The organism is Microbacterium sp. AC026 (genome assembly GCF_979258475.1).
In genome coordinates, this window is sequence record NZ_OZ409857.1 from 1,150,422 (window position 1) to 1,171,521 (window position 21,100).

Annotated in this window: 16 protein-coding genes and 3 pseudogenes; 10 read left to right on the forward strand and 9 right to left on the reverse strand. The window is 69.2% G+C overall.

Annotated features, from left to right (window positions below; all coding sequences use genetic code 11):
• Window positions 1–2 precede the first annotated feature (2 nt).
• Window positions 3–1,034, reverse strand: a complete 1,032-nt coding sequence (locus ACZZ93_RS05865; RefSeq protein ID WP_463510645.1) for a S66 family peptidase — start codon at window positions 1,032–1,034, stop codon at window positions 3–5.
• A 92-nt stretch (window positions 1,035–1,126) separates the two neighbouring features.
• Between ACZZ93_RS05865 and ACZZ93_RS05870 the strand changes: the two genes are divergently transcribed.
• Window positions 1,127–1,333: an AsnC family protein gene (locus tag ACZZ93_RS05870; RefSeq protein ID WP_463510646.1), complete on the forward strand. Its 207-nt coding sequence runs from the start codon at window positions 1,127–1,129 to the stop codon at window positions 1,331–1,333.
• Between the two features lie 78 nt (window positions 1,334–1,411).
• A pseudogene (locus tag ACZZ93_RS05875) lies at window positions 1,412–3,293 on the forward strand (ABC transporter ATP-binding protein).
• A 160-nt stretch (window positions 3,294–3,453) separates the two neighbouring features.
• On the opposite strand, the gene ACZZ93_RS05880 reads toward ACZZ93_RS05875, so the two are convergent.
• Complete coding sequence (locus ACZZ93_RS05880; RefSeq protein WP_463510647.1) at window positions 3,454–5,226, reverse strand: phosphoenolpyruvate carboxykinase (GTP); 1,773 nt, start codon at window positions 5,224–5,226, stop codon at window positions 3,454–3,456.
• Window positions 5,227–5,424: 198 nt separating this feature from the next.
• On the opposite strand from ACZZ93_RS05880, the pseudogene ACZZ93_RS05885 reads away from it, so the two are divergent.
• A pseudogene (locus tag ACZZ93_RS05885) lies at window positions 5,425–6,866 on the forward strand (helix-turn-helix domain-containing protein).
• Window positions 6,867–6,885: 19 nt separating this feature from the next.
• On the opposite strand, the gene ACZZ93_RS05890 reads toward ACZZ93_RS05885, so the two are convergent.
• From ACZZ93_RS05890 to ACZZ93_RS05900, 3 genes and pseudogenes are all read right to left on the reverse strand, one after another.
• Window positions 6,886–7,947: a winged helix DNA-binding domain-containing protein gene (locus ACZZ93_RS05890; RefSeq protein WP_463510648.1), complete on the reverse strand. Its 1,062-nt coding sequence runs from the start codon at window positions 7,945–7,947 to the stop codon at window positions 6,886–6,888.
• Between the two features lie 36 nt (window positions 7,948–7,983).
• Window positions 7,984–9,431, reverse strand: a pseudogene (locus tag ACZZ93_RS05895) (glyceraldehyde-3-phosphate dehydrogenase).
• A gap of 163 nt (window positions 9,432–9,594) precedes the next feature.
• On the reverse strand, window positions 9,595–10,134 hold the full coding sequence (locus ACZZ93_RS05900; protein WP_463510649.1) for a hypothetical protein: 540 nt from the start codon (window positions 10,132–10,134) through the stop codon (window positions 9,595–9,597).
• Window positions 10,135–10,192: 58 nt separating this feature from the next.
• Between ACZZ93_RS05900 and ACZZ93_RS05905 the strand changes: the two genes are divergently transcribed.
• Both ACZZ93_RS05905 and ACZZ93_RS05910 read left to right on the forward strand, forming a co-directional pair.
• The gene (locus ACZZ93_RS05905; protein WP_222839151.1) at window positions 10,193–10,786 is read left to right on the forward strand and encodes a TetR/AcrR family transcriptional regulator; all 594 of its coding nucleotides are present in this window, start codon (window positions 10,193–10,195) and stop codon (window positions 10,784–10,786) included.
• 152 nt (window positions 10,787–10,938) lie between these two features.
• On the forward strand, window positions 10,939–12,918 hold the full coding sequence (locus tag ACZZ93_RS05910; RefSeq protein WP_463510650.1) for a primary-amine oxidase: 1,980 nt from the start codon (window positions 10,939–10,941) through the stop codon (window positions 12,916–12,918).
• A 79-nt stretch (window positions 12,919–12,997) separates the two neighbouring features.
• Here the strand turns inward: ACZZ93_RS05910 and murQ are convergent, their stop codons facing one another.
• Together murQ and ACZZ93_RS05920 are read right to left on the reverse strand one after the other, a co-directional pair.
• Window positions 12,998–13,933, reverse strand: coding sequence for an N-acetylmuramic acid 6-phosphate etherase (murQ, locus tag ACZZ93_RS05915; protein WP_463510651.1), 936 nt, complete (start codon window positions 13,931–13,933; stop codon window positions 12,998–13,000).
• Window positions 13,923–14,873, reverse strand: a complete 951-nt coding sequence (locus ACZZ93_RS05920; protein ID WP_463510652.1) for a BadF/BadG/BcrA/BcrD ATPase family protein — start codon at window positions 14,871–14,873, stop codon at window positions 13,923–13,925. The genes murQ and ACZZ93_RS05920 overlap by 11 nt, the downstream gene beginning before the upstream one ends.
• 79 nt (window positions 14,874–14,952) lie before the next feature.
• Between ACZZ93_RS05920 and ACZZ93_RS05925 the strand changes: the two genes are divergently transcribed.
• A complete protein-coding gene (locus ACZZ93_RS05925) occupies window positions 14,953–15,807 on the forward strand; it encodes a MurR/RpiR family transcriptional regulator (protein WP_463510653.1) in 855 nt (284 codons plus the stop codon).
• Between the two features lie 10 nt (window positions 15,808–15,817).
• On the opposite strand, the gene ACZZ93_RS05930 is transcribed toward ACZZ93_RS05925, so the two are convergent.
• Window positions 15,818–16,960, reverse strand: coding sequence for a DUF998 domain-containing protein (locus ACZZ93_RS05930; RefSeq protein WP_463510654.1), 1,143 nt, complete (start codon window positions 16,958–16,960; stop codon window positions 15,818–15,820).
• A gap of 112 nt (window positions 16,961–17,072) precedes the next feature.
• Between ACZZ93_RS05930 and ACZZ93_RS05935 the strand changes: the two genes are divergently transcribed.
• Entirely contained in the window at window positions 17,073–18,029 is a 957-nt protein-coding gene (locus ACZZ93_RS05935) for an AraC-like ligand-binding domain-containing protein (RefSeq protein WP_053095460.1), read from the forward strand.
• Between the two features lie 25 nt (window positions 18,030–18,054).
• Here ACZZ93_RS05935 and ACZZ93_RS05940 read toward each other — a convergent pair whose 3' ends face one another.
• Window positions 18,055–18,447, reverse strand: a complete 393-nt coding sequence (locus ACZZ93_RS05940) for a hypothetical protein (protein ID WP_295102509.1) — start codon at window positions 18,445–18,447, stop codon at window positions 18,055–18,057.
• Between the two features lie 218 nt (window positions 18,448–18,665).
• On the opposite strand from ACZZ93_RS05940, the gene ACZZ93_RS05945 reads away from it, so the two are divergent.
• Genes ACZZ93_RS05945 through ACZZ93_RS05955 form a run of 3 tightly spaced genes read left to right on the forward strand, consistent with a single transcriptional unit; the run spans window position 18,666 to window position 21,084 of the window.
• Complete coding sequence (locus ACZZ93_RS05945) at window positions 18,666–19,457, forward strand: MoaF C-terminal domain-containing protein (RefSeq protein ID WP_463510655.1); 792 nt, start codon at window positions 18,666–18,668, stop codon at window positions 19,455–19,457.
• Between the two features lie 31 nt (window positions 19,458–19,488).
• On the forward strand, window positions 19,489–19,878 hold the full coding sequence (locus tag ACZZ93_RS05950) for a nuclear transport factor 2 family protein (protein WP_072590934.1): 390 nt from the start codon (window positions 19,489–19,491) through the stop codon (window positions 19,876–19,878).
• A 36-nt stretch (window positions 19,879–19,914) separates the two neighbouring features.
• Entirely contained in the window at window positions 19,915–21,084 is a 1,170-nt protein-coding gene (locus ACZZ93_RS05955; protein WP_072590933.1) for an ABC transporter substrate-binding protein, read from the forward strand.
• Window positions 21,085–21,100 lie beyond the last annotated feature (16 nt).

A 21,100-nucleotide genomic window follows, 5' to 3' on the forward strand; every position in this document is an offset into this window, starting at 1 on the left:
GGTCAGTAGGCGGCGTGGATGGTGCGCGTCGAGCCGTCGAGCACCATCGTCCCGCCGAACGGCACGATCCACTGCGGCCGCGTGTGGCCGAAAGGCACCCCGACGCAGACCACCGCGTCGGGGTTGTACCGCGAGACCGTCTCGATCACCGCATCCCGTTGCGCGGCGCGCAGCGCGTCTGCCTCGGTCGACGAGGGGAGGAACTCGAGATCGCTCACGGGCGGACGCGCGACGACCACTCCCGCGACCACATCGAGGATCCCACGCTCGCCCAGCCCGCGCATCCATCGCGCCACCCAGCTCGCCGGCGGACGCTCCTCGCTGGTCTCGAGCAGCAGGATCCCGCCGCGCAGGTCGTATGCCGAGGGCAGCCTGTCGGCGAGCGCGAGCTGATCGACGACCTCGAGGCAGCCGCCCCAGGTGCGACCTTCGACGCGGACAGCCGGACCCGACCAGGTCCAGTCCTCGGTCGCGACCCGATCGCCGTATTCGCTGAGAGCGCGCGGGTCCGTCCAGCGCCTCCCCACATCTTCCGACTCTCCGGGCTCCGTGATCTCGACCGTGCCGCCGTCGAGCAGCGCCGCGCGCAGCGACCGCAGATGCACGTCGTCGACCGCGGGCCCCGGACCGAGATGCACGGCCGTGGATCCGCCGTAGTAGCCGCGGATCCCGAGGCTCCACAGCCAGTTGAGGATGTTGGTGTTGTCGCTGTAGCCGAGGAACGGCTTCGGGTCGGCCTGGGCGAGCGCGGCGTCGAGGTGCGGCACCACCAGGATCTGGTCGTCCCCGCCGATCGTCGCCAGGATCGCCCGGATGCTCGGGTCGGCGAAGGCCGCGTTCACGTCGGCGGCCCGGGCTTCAGGACTCGCATCGAGCTGCCGCGTGGTCGGATACTCGACCGGGATCAGTCCGGTCAGCTGCTCGAGTCGGCTGAGCGCCTGCTCGTGGAGCTCGGGCGCGACCGCGGGCGCGGCGAAGGCGGGCGACAGGACGGCGACGCGGTCGCCGGGCACGGGTTTCGATGCGGACAGCATCGGCCCAGTCTCGCATCCTGAGCACCGAGATAACGTCAATGCATGTTGACAAGGGGGCGATCGTCAACAAGTATTGACGCAGGAGGTTCCCCATGACCATGAAGACCGCCATCGCACAGGATGACGCCGGCGAGCCGCTCTCGGAGCTCCACCGCCTCGCCGCTCTGCGCAGCGAGCTGGCCAGGGCCGAGGAGTCACAGGTGCGACGGGCGCGCAATCTCGGCTATTCCTGGCAGGCGATCGCGAGCTCCCTCGGCGTCTCGAAGCAGGCGGCGCACCGCCGTTTCGGCAGGCACTGACACTCATACAGCCCATCCACAGGATCCGCCCGCACACGAAGTACGGTCGAACTACCCCCTTTCAGAACGAGGTCCCGCATGTCCAGCACGGCGACATCACGCCGACGCGGACGCGGCGCGCACTACGACGGCCCGCGCGCCACTTTCCGCCAGCTCCTCCCCTTCCTCTTCGAGCACAGGCGCACGCTCATCGTCGTCGCTGTGCTCAGCGTCTTCGGGGCGGCCACCTCGCTCGCGCAACCGCTGCTGGTCGGGCAGCTCATCGAAGCCGTGCAGTCCGATCAGGGCCTCGGGATCCTGGTGTGGGTCCTCGTCGGTCTCGTGATCGTGTCGTCGATCATCTCCGGCTACCAGCACTATCTGCTGCAGCGCACCGGCACCGCGGTCGTGTACTCGAGCCGTCGCAAGCTGATCTCGCGCATCCTTCACCTGCCCATCAGCGAGTTCGACGCCCGCCGGACCGGAGACCTCGTCTCGCGCGTGGGCACCGACACGACACTGCTCTACGCCGTGCTCACCCAGGGACTGGCGGATGCCGTCGGCAGCGCGATCCTCTTCCTCGGCGCGCTGATCGCGATGCTCGTGATCGACCCGGTCCTGCTGCTGCTCATCGTCGTCGTGATCGGAGCCTCGGTCGTCGTCGTCACGGCGCTCAGCGGCCGCATCCGCACCGCGTCCACCGCTCAGCAGGAGAAGGTCGGCGAACTCGCCTCCGGGGTCGAGCGCGCCGTCGGCTCGATCCGCACCGTGCGCGCCTCGGGAGCCACCGAGCGCGAGACCGAGACCGTGTCGGCGATCGCCTCGGAGGCCTACGGCATCGGGGTGCGGATCGCCAAGATCTCGTCGCTCGTGGTCCCCATCGCCGGAGTCGCACTGCAGGTGTCGCTCCTGGTGGTGCTGGGCGTCGGCGGCTTCCGGGTCGCGGCCGGCACGATCACGATCGCCTCGCTGATCACGTTCATCCTGTTCCTGTTCATGCTCGTGATGCCGCTCGCCACCACCTTCGGGGCGATCACCTCGGTGAACCAGGCACTCGGCGCCCTCGGCCGCATCCAGGAGGTGCTGAACCTGCCGACGGAGACCCAGCACGACGCCGAGATCGCCGCATCCGTCCCCCGCGATGCGGCAGACCCTCGCTCCGGCGATCGAGTTCCGTGACGTGCGCTTCCGCTATCCCGAGAACGTGGTCGCCGCTCGCCTCGCCGCCGCGAAGGAGGCGCAGACGCTTCTGGCCGACGCGCACCTCGAACCGACCGACGACTCGGCCGCCGTGGCGGAGCGCGAGGTGCTGCGCGGCGTCTCGTTCGCGGTGCCCCGAGGTGCGCGCGTCGCGCTCGTCGGGCCCAGCGGTGCCGGCAAGAGCACGATCCTCTCGCTCGTGGAGCGCTTCTACGACCCGACAGGCGGTTCGATCCGCCTCTACGGCCACGACTCGCGCACCTACCCGCGCGACGAGCTGCGCGCGCAGTTCGGCTACGTCGAGCAGGACGCCCCCACTCTCGCCGGCACGCTCGGCGACAACCTGCGTCTCGCCTCGCCGGATGCCTCGGATGCGGCCTGCGAACAGGTGCTGCGCGCGGTGAACCTGGGCGACGTGCTCGATCGCGATCCGCTGCGTCTCGATGCCCCCGTCGGCGAAGACGGCGTGATGCTCTCAGGAGGAGAACGCCAGCGTCTCGCGATCGCTCGCGCGCTGCTCACCGACGCACCGATCCTGCTGCTCGACGAGTCGACCTCGTCGCTCGACGGCGTGAACGAGCAGCGCATGCGCGAGGCCATCGACGCGGTCTCGACCGATCGCACCCTCATCGTGATCGCTCATCGACTGTCGACCGTCGTCGACAGCGATCTCATCGTCGTGCTGCAGGACGGCGCAGTGGTCGGTCAGGGCACTCACGCCGAGCTGATCGAGTCGACGCCGCTCTATCGCGACCTGGCTCGGCACCAGCTGCTCGCCTGAGCGTCGCGGCAGGGGCGCACGCGGTCAGCGCGGGAGAAGTACGCGAAGGCGGGATGCCGGAGACCACTCAGCCATGGGTTCGTCTCTGACGTCCCGCCTTCGCGGGTCTGGGGCCACGGGGGCCGTGGAGCGCCGGCTCCCCGAACCGGCGCCCGGTCTGTCACGCCTTGTCGAGGCGGTAGCGCAGCGAGGCGAGCTCGGCCCGGAGGGCGGCGGGGACCTTGTCGCCGAAGGTGTCGTAGAACTCCTCGGTGAGGTCGGCCTCGGTCTTCCAGGCGTCGGTGTCGATCGAGAAGAGCTCCTCGAGGTCGGCCTCGGGCACGTCGATGCCGTCGAGATTGAGGTCCTCGATCAGCGGCAGGCGACCGATCGGGCTGTCGACCGTCGAGACCTCGCCGGAGACGCGACGGATGATCCAGTCGACGACTCGCGAGTTGTCGCCGAATCCGGGCCACAGGAAGCGGCCGTCCGCGCCACGACGGAACCAGTTCACCTGGAAGATGCGCGGTGCGCGGTCGAACCGGAGACCACGGCCGACCTTCAGCCAGTGACCGAAGTAGTCGGCCATGTTGTAGCCGCAGAACGGGAGCATGGCGAACGGATCGCGACGCAGCTCGCCGACCTTGCCCTCCGCAGCCGCGGTGCGCTCGGACGAGATGTTGGAGCCGAGGAACACGCCGTGGGTCCAGTCGGTGGCCTCGACGACGAGCGGCACATTGGTCGCCCGACGTCCGCCGAAGAGGATCACGTCGAGCGGCACCGCCTCCTCCCAGTCCTCCGAGATCTGCGGGCACTGCGCGGCCGAGACCGTGAAGCGCGAGTTCGGATGCGCGGCGGGGCGGCCGGAGTCCGGCGTCCAGTCGTTGCCCTCCCAGTCCGTGAGGTGGGCGGGCGCCTGATCGGTCAGACCCTCCCACCAGACGTCTCCGTCGGGGCGGAGTGCGACGTTCGTGAAGATCGTGTTGCCCCAGAGGGTCTCGACCGCCGTGACGTTCGTCGACTCGCCCGTGCCCGGCGCGACGCCGAAGAACCCGGCTTCCGGGTTGATCGCCCAGAGGCGGCCGTCTTCACCGGGGCGGATCCACGCGATGTCGTCGCCGAGCGTCTCGACGCGCCATCCCGGGATGGTCGGGCGCAGCATCGCGAGGTTCGTCTTGCCGCACGCGGAGGGGAACGCCGCAGCCACGTGGTACGCCTTGCCCGTGGGATCGATCACCCGGATGAGCAGCATGTGCTCGGCGAGCCAGCCCTCGTCGCGGGCGATGACCGAGGCGATGCGCAGGGCGAAGCACTTCTTCGCGAGGATCGCGTTGCCGCCGTAGCCCGAGCCGAAGGAGTAGACCTCGAGCGTCTCGGGGAAGTGCACGATGTACTTGTCGTCGTTGCAGGGCCACTCGACGTCGGGCTCTCCCGCAGCGAGCGGCGCGCCGACGGAGTGCACGGTCTTGACCCACGGAGCGCCGTCGGCGATCTGGCGGGTGACCGCATCGCCGACGCGTGTCATGATGCCGATCGACGCGACAGCGTAGGCGCTGTCGGTGACCTGGACGCCGATGTGCGAGAGCGGTCCCCCGACGGGCCCCATCGAGAAGGGCACGACGAACATCGTGCGGCCTCGCATGGATCCCTCGAAGATCTCGGTCATCTTCTCGCGCATCTGCGCAGGAGGAGCCCAGTTGTTGGTCGGGCCGGCGTCCTCTTCACTCTCGGACGAGATGTAGGTGCGGCCCTCCGTGCGTGCGACGTCGCTGGGGTGCGAGCGGGCGAGGTACGAGCCGGGACGCCACTCGGGGTTCAGCTTGATCAGCTTGCCCTCGTCGACGAGCCCGCGCAGCAGCCAGTCGTTCTCGGCACGCGAGCCGTCGACCCAGTGGATCGAGGCCGGCTGCGTGAGCGCCGCGATCTCATCGACCCAGGCGGCGAGCTCTGCCATCGCAGGGGTGTCATACGTCGGAGCCGTCCCGAAGGTGCGCACAGGTGCGACAGATGATGCTCGGGGGTGAAGACTTCGGCGATCGCCATGACTACTCCTTTGAAGTGAGGGGCGTTTGTTCCATCTTCTTCCGATTCGTGCACGACTTTCTGCCATTCCGGGCGATAAGAATCGCGCTTCTTTCGCTAGTATCAAGGAATGGCTCCTTCCGGCATCCACCTCGCGACTCTCGGCCACCGCATCAGGCACCACCGCCTCGAGAAGGGCTTCACGCTCGATGAGCTGGGCGCACTCGTCGGCGTCGCCGGTTCGCAGCTGAGCCTGATCGAGAACGGCAAGCGCGAACCGAAGCTCTCGCTGCTGCAGGCCATCGCGCTGGCGACGGGCACCGAGGTCACCGACCTCATCTCGGGCGAGCCGCCGAACCGTCGCGCCGCTCTCGAGATCGAACTCGAACGCGCCCAGGAGAGCCCGGTGTTCCGGCAGCTCGGCATCACCCCCGTGCGCGTCACGAAGGGGATGAGCGACGAGACGATCGAGTCGCTTCTGGGCCTTCATCGCGAACTCCAGCGACGCGAACGAGAGGCGATCGCCACGCCCGAAGAAGCCAGACGAGCGAACACCGAGCTGCGTCTGCGGATGCGCGAGCAGAACAACTACCTCGCGGACATCGAGAGACTCGCTGAGAAGCAGCTGCGGTCCGCCGGGCACGTGCAGGGCGCGCTGACGCACCGCACCGTGAGCATCATGGCCGACAAGCTCGGCTTCGAACTGATCTACGTCAACGATCTGCCGCACTCGACCCGCTCGGTCACCGACCTCGAGAACGGGCGCATCTACCTGCCGCCCGCATCGATCCCCGGGGTCACGGCCTGCGGTCCATGGCACTGCAGGCGATGGCGCACCGACTGCTCGGCCACACCCCGCCCACCGACTACGCCGACTTCCTGCAGCAGCGGCTCGAGATCAACTACTTCGCCGCCGCGTGCCTGATGCCCGAGACGGCGTCCGTCGCCTTCCTGCAGCAGGCGAAGAAGGATCGCAACCTCGCGGTCGAAGACTTCCGCGACGCATTCGGCGTGACCCACGAAGCGGCCGGGATGCGCATGACGAACCTCCTCACCCAACACCTGGGCATGTCACTGCACTTCCTCCGTGTCGACGCCACCGGTGCGATCACGAGGGTCTACGAGAACGACGACCTCCCCCTGCCGATGGACGTCACGGGCGCTGTCGAGGGCCAGCGGGTGTGCCGGAAGTTCCAGGCGCGCGCGGCGTTCACGCAGCAGAACCGCACGAACGAACACCACCAGTACACCGACACACCCTCCGGCACCTTCTGGTGCTCGACGCAGACCGGCGCCTCGACCGACGGCGAGTTCTCGATCACGGTGGGCGTTCCCTTCGACGACGCGCGCTGGTGGCGTGGACGCGAGACCGCCGACCGCGCGGTCTCGACCTGCCCGGATGAGGCGTGCTGCCGCCGCCCCTCGGCCGACCTCACCGAACGGTGGAACGGGAAGGCCTGGCCGAGCGCCCGCGTGCACACTCACATGTTCTCGCCGCTCCCCCGTGGCGCGTTCCCCGGCGTCGATGACAACGAGGTCTACAACTTCCTCGGACGCCACGCGAGCGAGTGATCCGCGCCGACTCGGCGACTCAGCCGTCGAGGAAGCGCGTGAACCGAGCGAGCGCCGCCCGCACCGCCTCGTCGTCGACCGGCCGCGAATCCGGCACTGAGTCGAAGAGCTCCGGCGGAGAACCGAGCGAGGCGCTCGCGTGCGTCCAGCATCCGATCACCCGGCCGTCGGCGACGAGCGTCGCCCGCACCATGCCGTTCTTGCCCGGTCCGGCGAGAGCGAGATGCTCAGGGGCGCAGACGTCCGTGCGGTCGGCGTAGGAGATGTAGTACTCGTCGAAGGCTCCGAGCGCCAGCACCGCCGGGGCACTCGATGACCGCCGCGGACGAGCGACGCCGACGAACATACCCTCGTCGACCTCGACCACGCGAGCCGCCGCGCGATCTCGCGCCTCGCGCGCCTGCCCCAGCGTGAGGCCGGACCACCAGGCGAAGTCCGCGACGCCGGCCGGACCGTGCCCGTCGATGTAGCGCACGAAGAGCTCGGCGAGCGGATCGTCGGGCGCCGCATGCTCGCTGATGTGCTGCTCGACGAGCACGAAGCGCTGCTCCCGGCTCACACCATCGCGCGCGACGACCTGACCCTGGCAGATCAGCCCGTCGAGCGTGAGCTCGCTCAGCAGATGGATGCCGCGCTGCCCGGCAGGATCGATGCCGATACCGGCGAACACCTCGAACATCTCGGCCCGCGTGAGTCCTCCGTCGCGCAGACGCGGCACCGCCGCCGCCACGACCGCGGCGACCATCGACGCATCGATCCCGAGATCGCGACGCCTGCCCGCCGCCTGCTGACGCTGCCGCGCGGCGGTCACCGAGAGCACCCAGCGCAGGTCACGCGCCGGGATGATGTGCAGCGTGCCGCGCATGGTCCACGCGCGCACCAGGTCGCCCCGGGCGAAGGCCCGGTCGACCGCGCGGAGCGGCGGCTCGCCACGGGTGCGCGAAGCCAGGACCCACCGTCCGGCGGTGAAGTCCTGGCTCTGCACCGCGAGCATGTGCGACGCGGCATCCGTCACCGTGCGCGCCGGAGCGCTGAGACGATGCGAGCGGAGCCGCTCGGCGCGCAGAGTCGCGGTCTTCATGCCCTCATCATGCCGGGCACGACCGACATCGCGCACTCACCCGTGCAGCGTCACCTCGCGACGTTCCGGCAGCACGATGGGGTGCGAGCCCGCCATGACCTCGAGCACGCGGATCACCTGGCAGGAGTAGCCGTACTCGTTGTCGTACCAGACGTACAGCACGACGTCGCGGTCGTTCGCGATGGTCGCGAGACCGTCGACGATGCCCGCGCGATGCGAGCCGACGAAGTCCGTCGAGACGACCTCGGGGCTCTCGACGTAGTCGATCTGCTGACGCAGCTTCGAGTGCAGCGAGACGCGACGCAGGTAGTCGTTGAGCTCGTCCTTGACCGCGGGGCGCTCGAGGCCGAGGTGCAGCACGGCCAGCGAGACATCGGGGGTCGGCACGCGGATCGCAGAGCCGGTGAGCTTGCCCTCGAGCTCGGGCAGCGCGCGCGCGACGGCCTTGGCCGCCCCCGTCTCGGTGATCACCATGTTGAGCATGGCAGACCGGCCGCGACGATCGCCGCTGTGGAAGTTGTCGATCAGGTTCTGGTCGTTGGTGAACGAGTGCACGGTCTCGACGTGCCCGCGCACGATCCCGTAGGCCTCATCGATCGCCTTGAGCACGGGGGTGATGGCGTTCGTCGTGCAGGAGGCGGCGGTGATGATGCGGTCGTCCGCCTCGATCGTGTCGTCGTTGATCCCGTGCACGATGTTCTTCAGCGCGCCCTTGCCGGGTGCGGTGAGCAGCACGCGAGCGACGCCGGTCGATTCCAGGTGCCGGCTGAGTCCTGCGTCGTCGCGCCAGCGTCCCGTGTTGTCGACGACGATCGCGTCGTGGATGTCGTACGCCGTGTAATCGATCGTCGAGGGGTCGTCGGAGTAGATCACCTGGATGCGGGTGCCGTTCGCGATGATCTGGTCGGTGTCCTCATCGACCGTCACGGAGCCTGCGAAGCGGCCGTGCACCGAGTCGCGCAGCAGCAGCGACGCGCGCTTGACGAGATCGTTCTCCGAACCGCGGCGCACGACGATGGCCCGCAGACGCAGGCCACTGCCACCACCCGTGTGCGCGATGAGGATGCGCGCAAGCAGGCGCCCGATGCGTCCGAAGCCGTAGAGCACGACATCGGTGGGGGCCGCTGCGACCGCTCCGACCGCCGGCGCGAGCGCCTCGGCCAGATAGGCGTCGAGGGGCAGCTCGCTGTCGGAATGACCTGCGGCGAGGCGCGCGAGGTCGAGCGAGGATGCACCGGGGGCGAGTTCGTGGACGCCCTCGAGCACGGCCAGAGTCTCGTCGACGGCGAGTCGCTCATGCCCGAGCTGCGCCACCCTGTCGTGCACCTCGACGATGCCGGTGGCCGACAGACCGAGAAGTCGGTGGCCGTGGAGGAGGTGACCACATCACGCTCGCGCTTGAGGGCGCCGATGAGCGGGATCATCCGCTCGGCCAGCTCTTCTCTCGCCGTCCAGTCGTCATGGGGTGCGGCGGTTACGTTCATCTGCGTCCTTGCATGTGTGAGCGCGCCGAGGTCGCCGGCGCGCGAGATTGCCGGGTGAGCTTCGGGGGATGCCTCCAGGGTACGCGCCGGGCGCGAGGGTTCTGAAATCAGAGGCCACGCGCTGCCCCGACCGGCCTCGGTGGCCGATCCGACTGGCCGGCCGTCAGAACCCGAGGCACATGACGGAGACTCCCGCCGCCATCGCCCACGACTCGACCGCGAGCAGGTGGGCGGTACGCCCCTGATGCACGGGGACGAGCACCCACTCGGCGACGACCGTCCAGAGCACGACGCCGATGACGCCGACTATCACGAGCGCCGAGAGGAGCCCGCCGAGCCCATGCCCACCGTGAGCCCCGACCTCGACCGCCCCCGCCATCGCCTGGCCCGTCGACAGGCTCTCGAACGAGCAGATCGCCATGACGAGCGACACCAGTGCGCGGTGGCAGCAGGTGGCGGCCGCGGGCGTTCCGCGCACGCCCGCCGTGCCGAGCATCGCGGAGACGAGGAGCACGAGTGCGGTCACCAGGCCGATCAGCGGATCGCCACCGCTCACCGCGATCACGATCATCGCCGCTGCCATGATCAGGGCGCTCTGCCTCCCCTGCCACGGCACAGCCCGCCAGACGGCGATGCACGCAGCGGCGGAGACGACGGCGGCGAGCGCCATCAGCCACGGTGCTGCGGGGAGGAGGTGATCCACACACGCATCATATTGATCAATCGCTCAAAATAGCGAGACCCGTGACTCATGCACCAGGATGGAGCATGTGCCCCGCGTCGTAGACCACGATGAGCGCCGCCGGCAGATCGCCGAGGCGCTGCTCGCCGTCGCCGCTCGCGACGGACATGAAGCGGTGTCGTCTCGCGCGGTCGCCAAAGAGCTCGGTGTCGCCACCGGCTCTCTCTGGCACTACTTCGACGGATTCGACGACGTCGTGCGTGCAGCCGCTGTGGAGATCACCCGACGCACCGACGAGCGCATCCGGTCGGTGACGACCGGGCTCCGCGGGCTGAGCAGACTCGACGCCCTCATGCGGGAGGTCCTCCCCGTCGACGCGGAGACGCGCACGGAAGCGTATGTCGTCGTCGGATTCTGGGGCCGCCTCGCGACCCTCGCCTCAGACCCGGACGCCGGCTCCCCCACTCGCGCGACCTGGCAGAACGGCATCAGCGAAGCCATCGACGAAGCGGTCGCCGACGGCGAGCTGTCCCCCACCACACCGAAGCACGCGGTGATGTCGCTGCTCCGTTCGATCACCTACGGACAGCAGGTGCTGGAGGTCACCGAGCCCCGTGGCGCGGACGCTCACCTCGCGGTGCTCGACAGCATCCTCGCGCCCTGGCGCGCCTGAGTCACTGCCACACCCCGCACGCTCGCGCCACCTGCCAGCCGCGCACGCTCACTCGGCCTACTGACGATGTGCTCTTGTGCGCCTCGTCGCGCCGTCGTACCATCGACCCAATCCGTTTATTGAGCGAACGCTCGAAATAGTGAGGTACGCCGATGTCCCACCCCCAGCCCGTCACCATCGACAGGATCGCCGCGCCGCACCCGCTCGACCCCCTCACCGGCGAGGAGATCGCGGCGGCCCGAGCCGTGCTCGAGTCCGCCGGACTGCTCGGCGAGACCGTCCGCGTGCCGATGCTGCTGCCCGATGAGCCCACCAAGGAGGAGCTCGCCGCATGGAGGCCGGGCGCCCGCATCGATCGCCGCATCGACGCGACCCTGCTCGACACCGCGACCGGCGTCGCGAGCGAAGTCGTCGTCTCGATCACCCGCGGCGAGGTGCTGCGCGCCGAGCGGGTCCCCAACGATGCGCCACCCTACGGCCAGCCCCAGTACCTCTTCGAGGAGTACGAGCGCGCTGAGGCGATCGCGAAGGCGTCACCAGAATGGCAGGCGGCGATGACGCGCCGAGGGCTCGCCGCGCACATGGCTCTCGCGTTCTGCGGACCGCTCGCACCCGGGTACACCGGCCGCGCCGATGAGGTGGGCCGCCGGGTCATCCGCTCTCTCACCTTCCTCAAATACGACGAGCACGACTCCCCCTGGGCGCATCCCGTCGAAGGGCTGGTCGTGCACATCGACCTCACGACGAACAGCGTGATCCGCATCGACGACGAGGGCGACGTGCCTGTGCCGGCGGGCCACGGAAACTACTACCCCGAGGTGCAGGGCGCCGCGCGCACCTCGCTCAAGCCGATCGAGATCACGCAGCCGGAAGGCCCCAGCTTCGCCGTCAGCGGCTCGCTCGTCGAGTGGGAGAACTGGTCGATGCGGGTGAGCTTCAACGCTCGCGAGGGTCTCGTGCTGCACGACGTCAGGTTCGACGGACGGTCGGTTCTCAGTCGGGCGAGCGTGCCCGAGATGGTCGTGCCCTACGGCGACACCGCACCCGGGCGCTTCTGGATCAGCTACTTCGACGCCGGCGAGTACCTTCTCGGCAAGAACGCGAACCACCTCGAGCTCGGCTGCGACTGCCTGGGGGTGATCCGCTATCTCGACGGCTATGTCGCCGACGACCACGGCCATCCGGTGCGCATCCCGAACGTGGTGTGCATGCACGAGGAGGACTACGGCATCCTCTGGAAGCACACCGACCTCGCCGGCCGCTCGGACGTGCGCCGCTCGCGCCGCTTCGTGGTGTCGTACTTCTCGACGATCGGCAACTACGACTACGGGTTCTACTGGCACTTCTCCCTCGACGGCTCGATCGAGGTCGTCGCCAAGGCCACGGGGATCGTGTTCGCCGGCGCCGGCGAACCGGGGGTGCGGCAGAAGCACGCCACCGAGCTCGCGCCGGGCGTCTTCGCGCCAGTGCACCAGCACCTGTTCTGCGCACGGCTCGATGTCGCGGTCGACGGCGAGGAGAACCGTCTGGTCGAGATCGACGCGCAGCGCATCCCGATGGGGCCGGACAACCCGTTCGGCAATGCCTTCACGTGGTCGGAGACTCCGTTGCTCTCTGAGGGCGGGGCGCAGCGGGAGGCGGACACCTCGGTCGCGCGCGCGTGGGAGGTGCAGAGCACCACTCGGACGAACCACGTCGGCCGCCCCACGGCCTATCACCTGATCCCGGAGCCCACCGCTCTGCTGATGGCCGACCCCGCGTCATCCGTCGCCGCGCGTGCAGCGTTCGCGACCAAGCATCTCTGGGCCACCCGCCATGAACACGGGCAGATCTGGCCGGCCGGCCGGTATCCGAACGCGCACCAGGGAGGCTCCGGCCTGCCGGAGTACTCGGCGGGCGACCGTTCGCTCGACGGCGAGGACATCGTGCTGTGGCACACTTTCGGACTCACGCACTTCCCGCGCCCCGAGGACTGGCCGATCATGCCGGTCGACTATGCCGGATTCTGGTTCAAGCCGAACGGCTTCCTCGATCAGAACCCCGCAATGGATGTTCCTGAGTCGTCTCAGGCGCACGTCACCGAGGACGCCGGATGCTGCGGAGGTGGCGAGGGCTGCACCTGCTCCCATTGAGCCGCGGCGTCGGCCTCGGCGGTCGACGCGGCGTCGTCATCGGGAACGCCCTGGCGGAAGCACGCGGCGAAGGTACCCCTCACGACAGTGCGGCGATCGCGACACGGAGGATGCCGTCGGCGCTGTCGAGCGCGTGGGCCGAGGCTTCTGCGGACGCCCCCGTGGCGACCATCAGGATCGCGAGCTTGACCGATCCCCCCGCCGCATCCAGGGCGGCGGAAGCCTGGTCGACCTCTGCGCCGGTGAGCTCCGTCACGGTGCGGATCGAGCGCGCGCGCAGCTTCTCGTTCGTCGCCTGAAGATCGACCATCACGCCGTGATAGGTCTTGCCGAGCTTGATCATCGACAGCGTGGTGAGCATGTTCACGATGAGCTTCTGGGCTGTTCCCGACTTCAGACGCGTCGATCCCGAGATGAACTCGGGCCCCGTGACCACCTCGATCGCGATCTCGGCGACCGCACCGATCTCGGATGCCGGATTCGAGGCGATCGCCACGGTGAGCGCGCCGACTCCCCGAGCGAACTCCAGACCGCCGACGACGTACGGGGTGCGACCCGACGCCGAGATCCCGACGACGGCGTCGCGCTCGGTGAGGCCGAGCTCGCGCAGCGAGGCCGCTGCCGCCGCGTCGTCGTCCTCGGCATTCTCGACCGCCGACCGGATGGCCGTCTCGCCTCCGGCGATCAGCCCCACCACCATCGAGGGGTCGGTGCCGAAGGTCGGCGGGCATTCGCTCGCGTCGAGAACTCCGACGCGGCCTGCGGTGCCCGCCCCGAGATAGATGAGTCGTCCGCCGGCGCGGAAGCGGGCGGTGATGCCGTCGACCGCCGCGGCGATCTCCGCACTCCGCTCGCCGACGGCCGCCGGCACACGATGATCTTCCGCGTTCATGCGCCGCACGAGCTCATCGGTGTCGAGCAGATCGAGGTCGCCGCGATCGGTCGTCGACGCCTCGGTGCCGAGCGTCGAGAGGACGTCGAGGAGCGCGGTCAGTCTGGCGTGTTCATTCGGCACGATGCACGAACCTTTCGTGGGGAAGATCGGTGCGCTCCGCGAGCAGGAGCGCACCGTCGAGGGCGTCGCCGGAGGAGACGACGACCGTGCGGTCAGCGGCGCGGAGCGCCTGGGCGAGCGACGAGCGGAACCAGACATGGTCGGTGAGCCCTCCGTGCAGGGCGACCTCGCGACTGCTCGAGGACGCCGCGATCGCCGACGCGACGAGCAGGCGGATGCCCTCGGCGGCGATGTCCGCGGAGACGGCGTCGCCGCTCTGCGCCGCATCGAGGAGCAGCGGCGCCAGAGTCGCGAGACGGCGAGGCACCGGCCCGTCCATGGAGATCCAGGCGGGAACCGCGGCGGGCTCGCCGATCGTCGCCGCGACCGCATCGGTGAGCACGGTCTCGACCGCGAGCCCGACCGAGGCGCGCAGGACGGCACGCAGCGCCTCGCGCCCGAACCAGGATCCGCTGCCGAGGTCTCCCAGCTCGGGCCCCCACCCGTCGACCAGCGTCGCCACCTCGCCGTCGATGCCGAGGGCCGCAGCGCCCGTTCCGGCGATCAGCAGTACGCCCGCACCGCCCCCGAGCGCTCCGGCATGAGCGGACACCACGTCGGAGGTCACCGCGACGGGCACGTGAAAGGCATCGGCGAGGACGGCGGCGAGCTCTGATGCGGCCTCGGGGGCGGCCCAGGCTCCGGCCGCACCCACCGAGACCACGGAGATCTGTGCATCGAGATGATCTCTCATCGGCAGAATCGCGGCGAGAGCTGCGTCGACGCCGCCTGCGGCCGCGAGCCCGGGAGCCCCGATCCCGTCGTACACGGGACGCCGGGGCACTCGACGCTCATCCGCGGCAGAGACGATGGCAGAGTCGACGCCGGATGATTCGGCGATCACGGCCCGGCAGCGCGACTTGCCGAGGTCGACGGCGACGAGAGCATGCGAAGAGGGCATGGAAATAGTCTACGCACGAGCATCCGATCATGAAAGAATTGTTCACACGCCCGAAATCCGCCTCTGACGCAGGAGAGCCATGAGCATCCAGACGACGATCGCCTCGGCCGCCGAGAAGCTGCCGCCGTCGCTGGCCCGCATCGCTCGGACGATCGCCGACGATCCCACCATCGTCGTCGACAGCACGATCACCGAGATCGCGGCGAGGTGCGACACGTCGGTCGCCTCTGTCGTCCGCTTCTGCCGCACCATCGGCGTGAACGGCTACGCCGCGCTGCGGATGGCGCTGGCCACAGAGCTCGGTCGCGAATCCGTGCAGTTCCCCGCGGCATCCGGTTTCGGATCCGAGATCTCCGCGGCCGACACCCTGCGGGAGGCGACCGCGAAGGTCGCCGCACTCGAGCTGCTGGCCATCGAGGAGACCGTCGCGAACCTCGACTACGACGAGCTCGCGGCCGCGGTCGAGGCGATCGACGACGCCGACCGCGTCCTGCTCTTCGGGATCGGCGCGAGCGGACAGGCGGCTGCGGATCTCGGCCGCAAGCTGCTCCGCATCGGACATGCGGCGATCGTCCTGACGGACGCGCACGAGGCGAGCGCCGCCGCATCGCTCGGAGCGAGGAAGACCGTGGCGATCGGGTTCTCCCACTCGGGAACGACCCGCGAGACCGTGCACTTCCTGCAGACGGCACGGGCTGCATCCGGCACCACGATCGGCGTCACGGGTGGGCCGGCCTCGCCGCTCGCCGAGAACTGCGACCACGCCCTGCTCACGCGGGCGCGTGAGCCTCGCCTCCGCGCGGGCGCGATGGTGAGCCGCATCGCGCAGCTCGCACTGGTCGACTGCATGTTCGTCGGTGTCGCCCAGCGCCGGCACGCGCACACCATCCATGCGCTGCAGCGCACGGCGGATGCCACGCAGCCGCTGCGCTGAGGACCGACGCTCAGGCCGGGGTCGGACCGGGCCGCTGCCCCGCGTGCACGGACCCGGCGGGGTGCGCTGATGCGGCGGGGTGCACCGATCCTGCGGTCCGGAGGAACACGATGATCCAGCTGAAGATCAGCACCGCCGCGATCAGTTCGACCGCCGTGAGGTTGTAGTAGCCGACGGCGAAGAACACGCCGAGCAGCACGATCACGAGCACGTAGATCCACCCGAGCACCACGAACACCCGTGGGATCGTGCGCACGAACCAGGGCAGCCCCACGACGATCACGGCGAACGCGACGGTCATCCCGGTGGCGACGGTGTTGTGCACGAGGAAGAACTCGTCGACCGGGAAGATCCCGACGCACGCGAGGAAGATCCCGATCAGGATCAGCCCGCCTCGCACCACGCGCCGTCCGCGACGATCGACGTGGTCGTCGACCGGCAGTCCCGCCGTGGCATAGCGGGCGATCGTCGTCACCAGGACCCCGGCGATGATCAACGTCGCGTTGAAGGCCAGAGACGCGCTGTTGCTGCTCATCCCCAGCGCCGACAGGTTGTCCCGCCACCAGTGCACATCGCTGGAGGCGAGCATCGCCGCGAAGGCGCCCACCACGAGGAAGACCGCCAGGACGAGGGAGAGCACCATCGGCGTGAGCGCCACCGCGCTCAGGAACGTCACATAGGCGGTGAGGGCGAACGCGACGGCCACCAGGATCGCCCCGGGGAAGGCGAACACCGGGGCGTCGGTGAAGCTGCGATCGAGCAGTTCGGCGATTCCGAGCCATCCGAGGTACGCGATCGCGGCGTGCGCGAAGGCGATGGCGGCCAGGTCGTACCAGCGGAGCCGATCCCCGGGGACGCTGAATCCATCACGGGTGCCGTCCGGCGCGACCGCCGCCGGTCGCACGACGAGACGCCCGAGCGCGAACGCCAGGACGGCGGTGATCGCGCCGCCGTAGGCGGCGAACGCGCCGATCGAGCCGGTGCCGCTGATCGCCATCTCCTGACCCCAGAAGACCGGCCACCCGATGGCGAAGCCGAGCACGAAGAACACCGCCCCGACTATGAGCGCGGTGGCCTCGAAGACCGCATCCGCTGTGTCGGGTCCGCGCAGCTGACGCAGGACCTGCATGACCTTCTCGCCGAGATATCGCATCACTGGCCTCCGCCCACATCATAGAAGCCTCGCCCTCCGGACCGCGCCGGTGATAGCATCACGGCACGGATCGTATACAACGTCGTCGTTCCACCACCCGAGGTGATCAGTCATGAACGGTGCACTCGCCGCCCCCGCCGAATCGGTGTCGACGCTCGTCGCGCGCAACATCAGCGAGTTCCGGGCCGCCGTCTCGGAGTCCTTCGTGCCGCTCCAGGTGTCGACGGCCGGGCCCGACCACTTCCGCGGGATCATCCGCGGCGCCTCGGTCGACGAGGTGCACGTCAACGAGGTGCGCGCCACCTCGCACGTCGTCGAGCGGACACCCGAGCTCATCGCACGCAGCGACCGGTCGTACTTCAAGCTGAGCCTCATGCTCGCCGGCACCGGGATGCTGATCCAGGACGACCGGGAGGCCGTGCTCCAGGCCGGCGACCTCGCCGTCTACGACACCGACCGCCCGTACTCGCTGGTCTTCGACGACGACTTCCGCACGATGGTCGTGATGTTCCCCAAGCACCTGATCAGCCTGCCCTCCGACATGATCGGCCAGCTCACCGCGGTGCGCATCTCGGGTCAGGGCGGTCTCGGCGGAATGGTCGTGCCGTATCTGACGCAGCTCGCCGGCAACCTCGACCAGCTCGCCGGCACGACAGGGGCACGACTGGCGCACAGCGCGCTCGACCTCGTCACGACGGTGTTCACCCGCGAGCTGGGCCTCGACGAGGTGTCGGCCGACCCTCATCGCGCGCTCGTGCAGCGCATCCGCTCGTACATCGACCGCAACCTCGCCTCGACGGATCTCGGACCCGCGACCATCGCATCGGCGCACTTCATCTCGACCCGCCACCTGCACGGCCTGTTCCAGGAGCAGGGCGTGACGGTGTCGACCTGGATCCGCACCCGCCGCCTCGAGCAGTGCCGTCGCGATCTGCTCGACCCGATGCTCGCCGACCGGCCCGTCGCCGCGATCGCGGCCCGATGGGGCTTCGTGGATGCGGCGCACTTCAGCCGCGCGTTCAAGTCGGCGTTCGGCATCTCCCCCAGCGAGTACCGCGCGGCGCACTGAGCGCAGCGCAGCGGGAGAACGTCCGTCAGGGGACGTAGACCGGCGGCGCGAACATCGTGCCGCCGTACAGCATCTGCACGGCGACGAAGCCCGGCAGCGACACGGCCGCCACGAGCGCGAGCGCGAGCATCGCACTGAGAAGCACCCCGCGGCGTCCTCCGTCCCGGACGGCGAAGAAGGCGCCGATCGCGATCAGGGCGTGGAGCACCAGCACGGGCACGAGGCCGATGGTGAACCCCCAGCCCTCCATCGTCGACCCTGCGGAGACGGCCTTCGACTGCTCGCTGAACTCCTCCTCGTACGACATCCCGCACCAGACCCACGCGACGGCGAAGAACAGGAGAGCGAAGAAGACGGATGCCGTCCCGGCGACCGCCTTGACCGCCGGCGAGAGGGCGGCCCGGGGTTCTGTTCGCATGACTCATCCTGACACCCGCCCGGAGCCGCGCCGCTGACGCCACGGCGGATTCCCAGGCCCGTCCTTGCTCTGCAGGGCACGCCGGTTGACTGTCGGCGCGCGATGGCGACGCTTCTCTTGAGCGGATGCCAGGGCGAGCCGGAGCATGAGGCAAGCACACCGCGAGGATGCGGTGCCCGGAGCGAGGACGCTCCGCCGCATGCGACGTCAGGACTCCCATGACCGCTCCCGTCACGACCGATCCCGCACTCGACGAATGGCGCACGTACGACGAGTTCGCCGCCGGGATCGACACCTTCCGACTGCCGAACACCTCGCTGTCGGGCACCGCGCTGACGCTCACGCTCGACGATGGATCCGCGCTGGCGCTGACGTTCGATGCGGTCGCTGTCACCTGGTCAGGACTCGGCGAGTCGGGCACCGACCCGTACGACGCCGTCGCGGTGCGCGACGACGTCGTCTTCGTGAACATCCCGCTGGAGAGCCGTGAACGCGAAGCGATCACCGTCGTCTATTCGACCTCGACCCACCGGGCCACCGTCGTGCGTTCACGCATCGCCGCCGAGGCTGTCGAGGGCACACCGCAGGTCGGTCAGGACTTCTGGGCGGCGACGACCGATGCCGGTCCCGCGACGGGCGAGGTGCCGGGGCCGAGCCGAGACCTCATCGGCAAGCGCAACATCTATCGGTACAGCCCGCACCACCTCTACGAGCACGTCTACATCTCGAGCCGGCGTTACGCCTGGCAGTGCCTCGAGGGCGTGCAGCGGGGCCACGGCGACATGGACCTGTCGACCGTCTGGAAGTTCGCCGACGGCCTCTACCTCTTCTGCTTCCGGGAGTTCCGCATCGCGGTCGCGAGCGTCTGGCTGCACGACCTCGGCTACCAGCTCATGACGACGGGGATCTTCCTCGGCCTCACCGGCGACGGCGCCGCGGAGCACTCCCGCGGCGGCGGTCACATCTATCCGCTCGGGTCCGTCGACTACCCCGACGCCCAGCCCGTCTGACCCCGCGACGAGATCCAGGAGAGGACCTCCCATGAGCAACGCCGACATCATCGCAGCGCACTACGCGGCCAGCGACCGCGGCGACCTCGACGGCATGCTGGCGCCGCTCGCCGACGACGTGAGCTGGACCGAGGCCGCCGGGTTCCCGTACGCCGGCACGTACATCGGGCCGGATGCGGTCGCGGCAGGCGTCTTCCAGCGCATCCAGGACGAGTGGGACGACTACACGGTCGCGATCGACGAGGTCATCGACGGCGGCGACGTGGTCGTCGGCATCGGCACCTACTCGGGCACGTACCGCGCGACCGGCCGATTCTTCGCGGCACGTGTCGCGCATGTCTGGCGCCTGGCCGATCACCGGGTCGTCGCGTTCGAGCAGTTCACCGACACCGAACTGGTCAACCGCGCGCTGCGCGACTGACCGCAGCACGACAAGCACACGAGAGGCAGGAATCACATGAACAAGCGAGTATCCGGCACTGCGGCGCTCATCGCCGTGGCAGCCCTCACTCTGGCCGGTTGCGCCGGCGGGGACGGCAGCGGTGGTGGCGGCGACGCCCCGATCGTCGTCGGCTCCGTGAACACGATCAGCGGTCCGGCGACGTTCCCTGAGGCGTCGCAGGCGGCGGCCGCGGTGTTCGACGCCTTCAACGAGGCCGGAGGCCTCGACGGACGCACCATCGAGTACAAGACCCTCGATGACAAGGGCGACCCAGCCACAGCCACCGCGTCAGCCCGAGAGCTCGTCGGCAGCGACGGGGCCGTCGCGCTGGTCGGATCAGCGAGCCTGATCGAGTGCGAGATCAACGCGAAGTACTACGAGCAGGAGGAGATCCTCTCGCTGCCCGGCATCGGAGTCGATACCGGCTGCTTCGCGAGCGACAACATCTCCCCCGCCAACGTCGGTCCGTTCAACGACATGACCCTCACGCTGCAGTACGGCTCGGAGGTGCTCGGACTCGACGACATCTGCATCCTGCTGGAGATCGCAGGATCCACCCGACCCACCTACCAGGCGGCGATCGACAAGTGGACCGAGATCACGGGCAAGGAGCCGAAGTACGTCGACGACACCGTGCCGTACGGCGCCTCGGACTACACGCCCTACATCGTGAAGGCCCGCGAACAGGGCTGCAAGGCGCTCGCGATCAACCCCGTCGAGCCCGACGCGATCGGCCAGGTCAAGGCCGCGAACGCGCAGGGCTGGGACGACGTGACCTGGCTCTATCTGACGAGCGTCTACAGCGAGAACTTCGCGGATGCGATCGATGACGCCGGGGCCGGCATCTACGTGCCCGCCGAGTTCTACCCGTTCACGGACGACGACGAGATCAACACCGACTGGCGGGAGCTGATGGAGGCCAACGACATCCCCCTCACCTCGTTCAGCCAGGGCGGATACCTCGCCGCGACCTACTTCATCGAGGTGCTCGAGGGCATGGACGGCGACATCACCCGCGAGACGGTCACCGAGGCGCTGCGCGGAATGGATCCCATCGAGAACCCCATGGTCGGAACGCCCTACGCCTTCGGCACGCAGAACACCGCGGGATGGCCGATCATCCTCGAATCCGGCACGAACGCCTGGGAGAAGGTCGCCGACGACTGGCTCCGCATCGGCGAGTAGCCGCCCTTCACCTGCC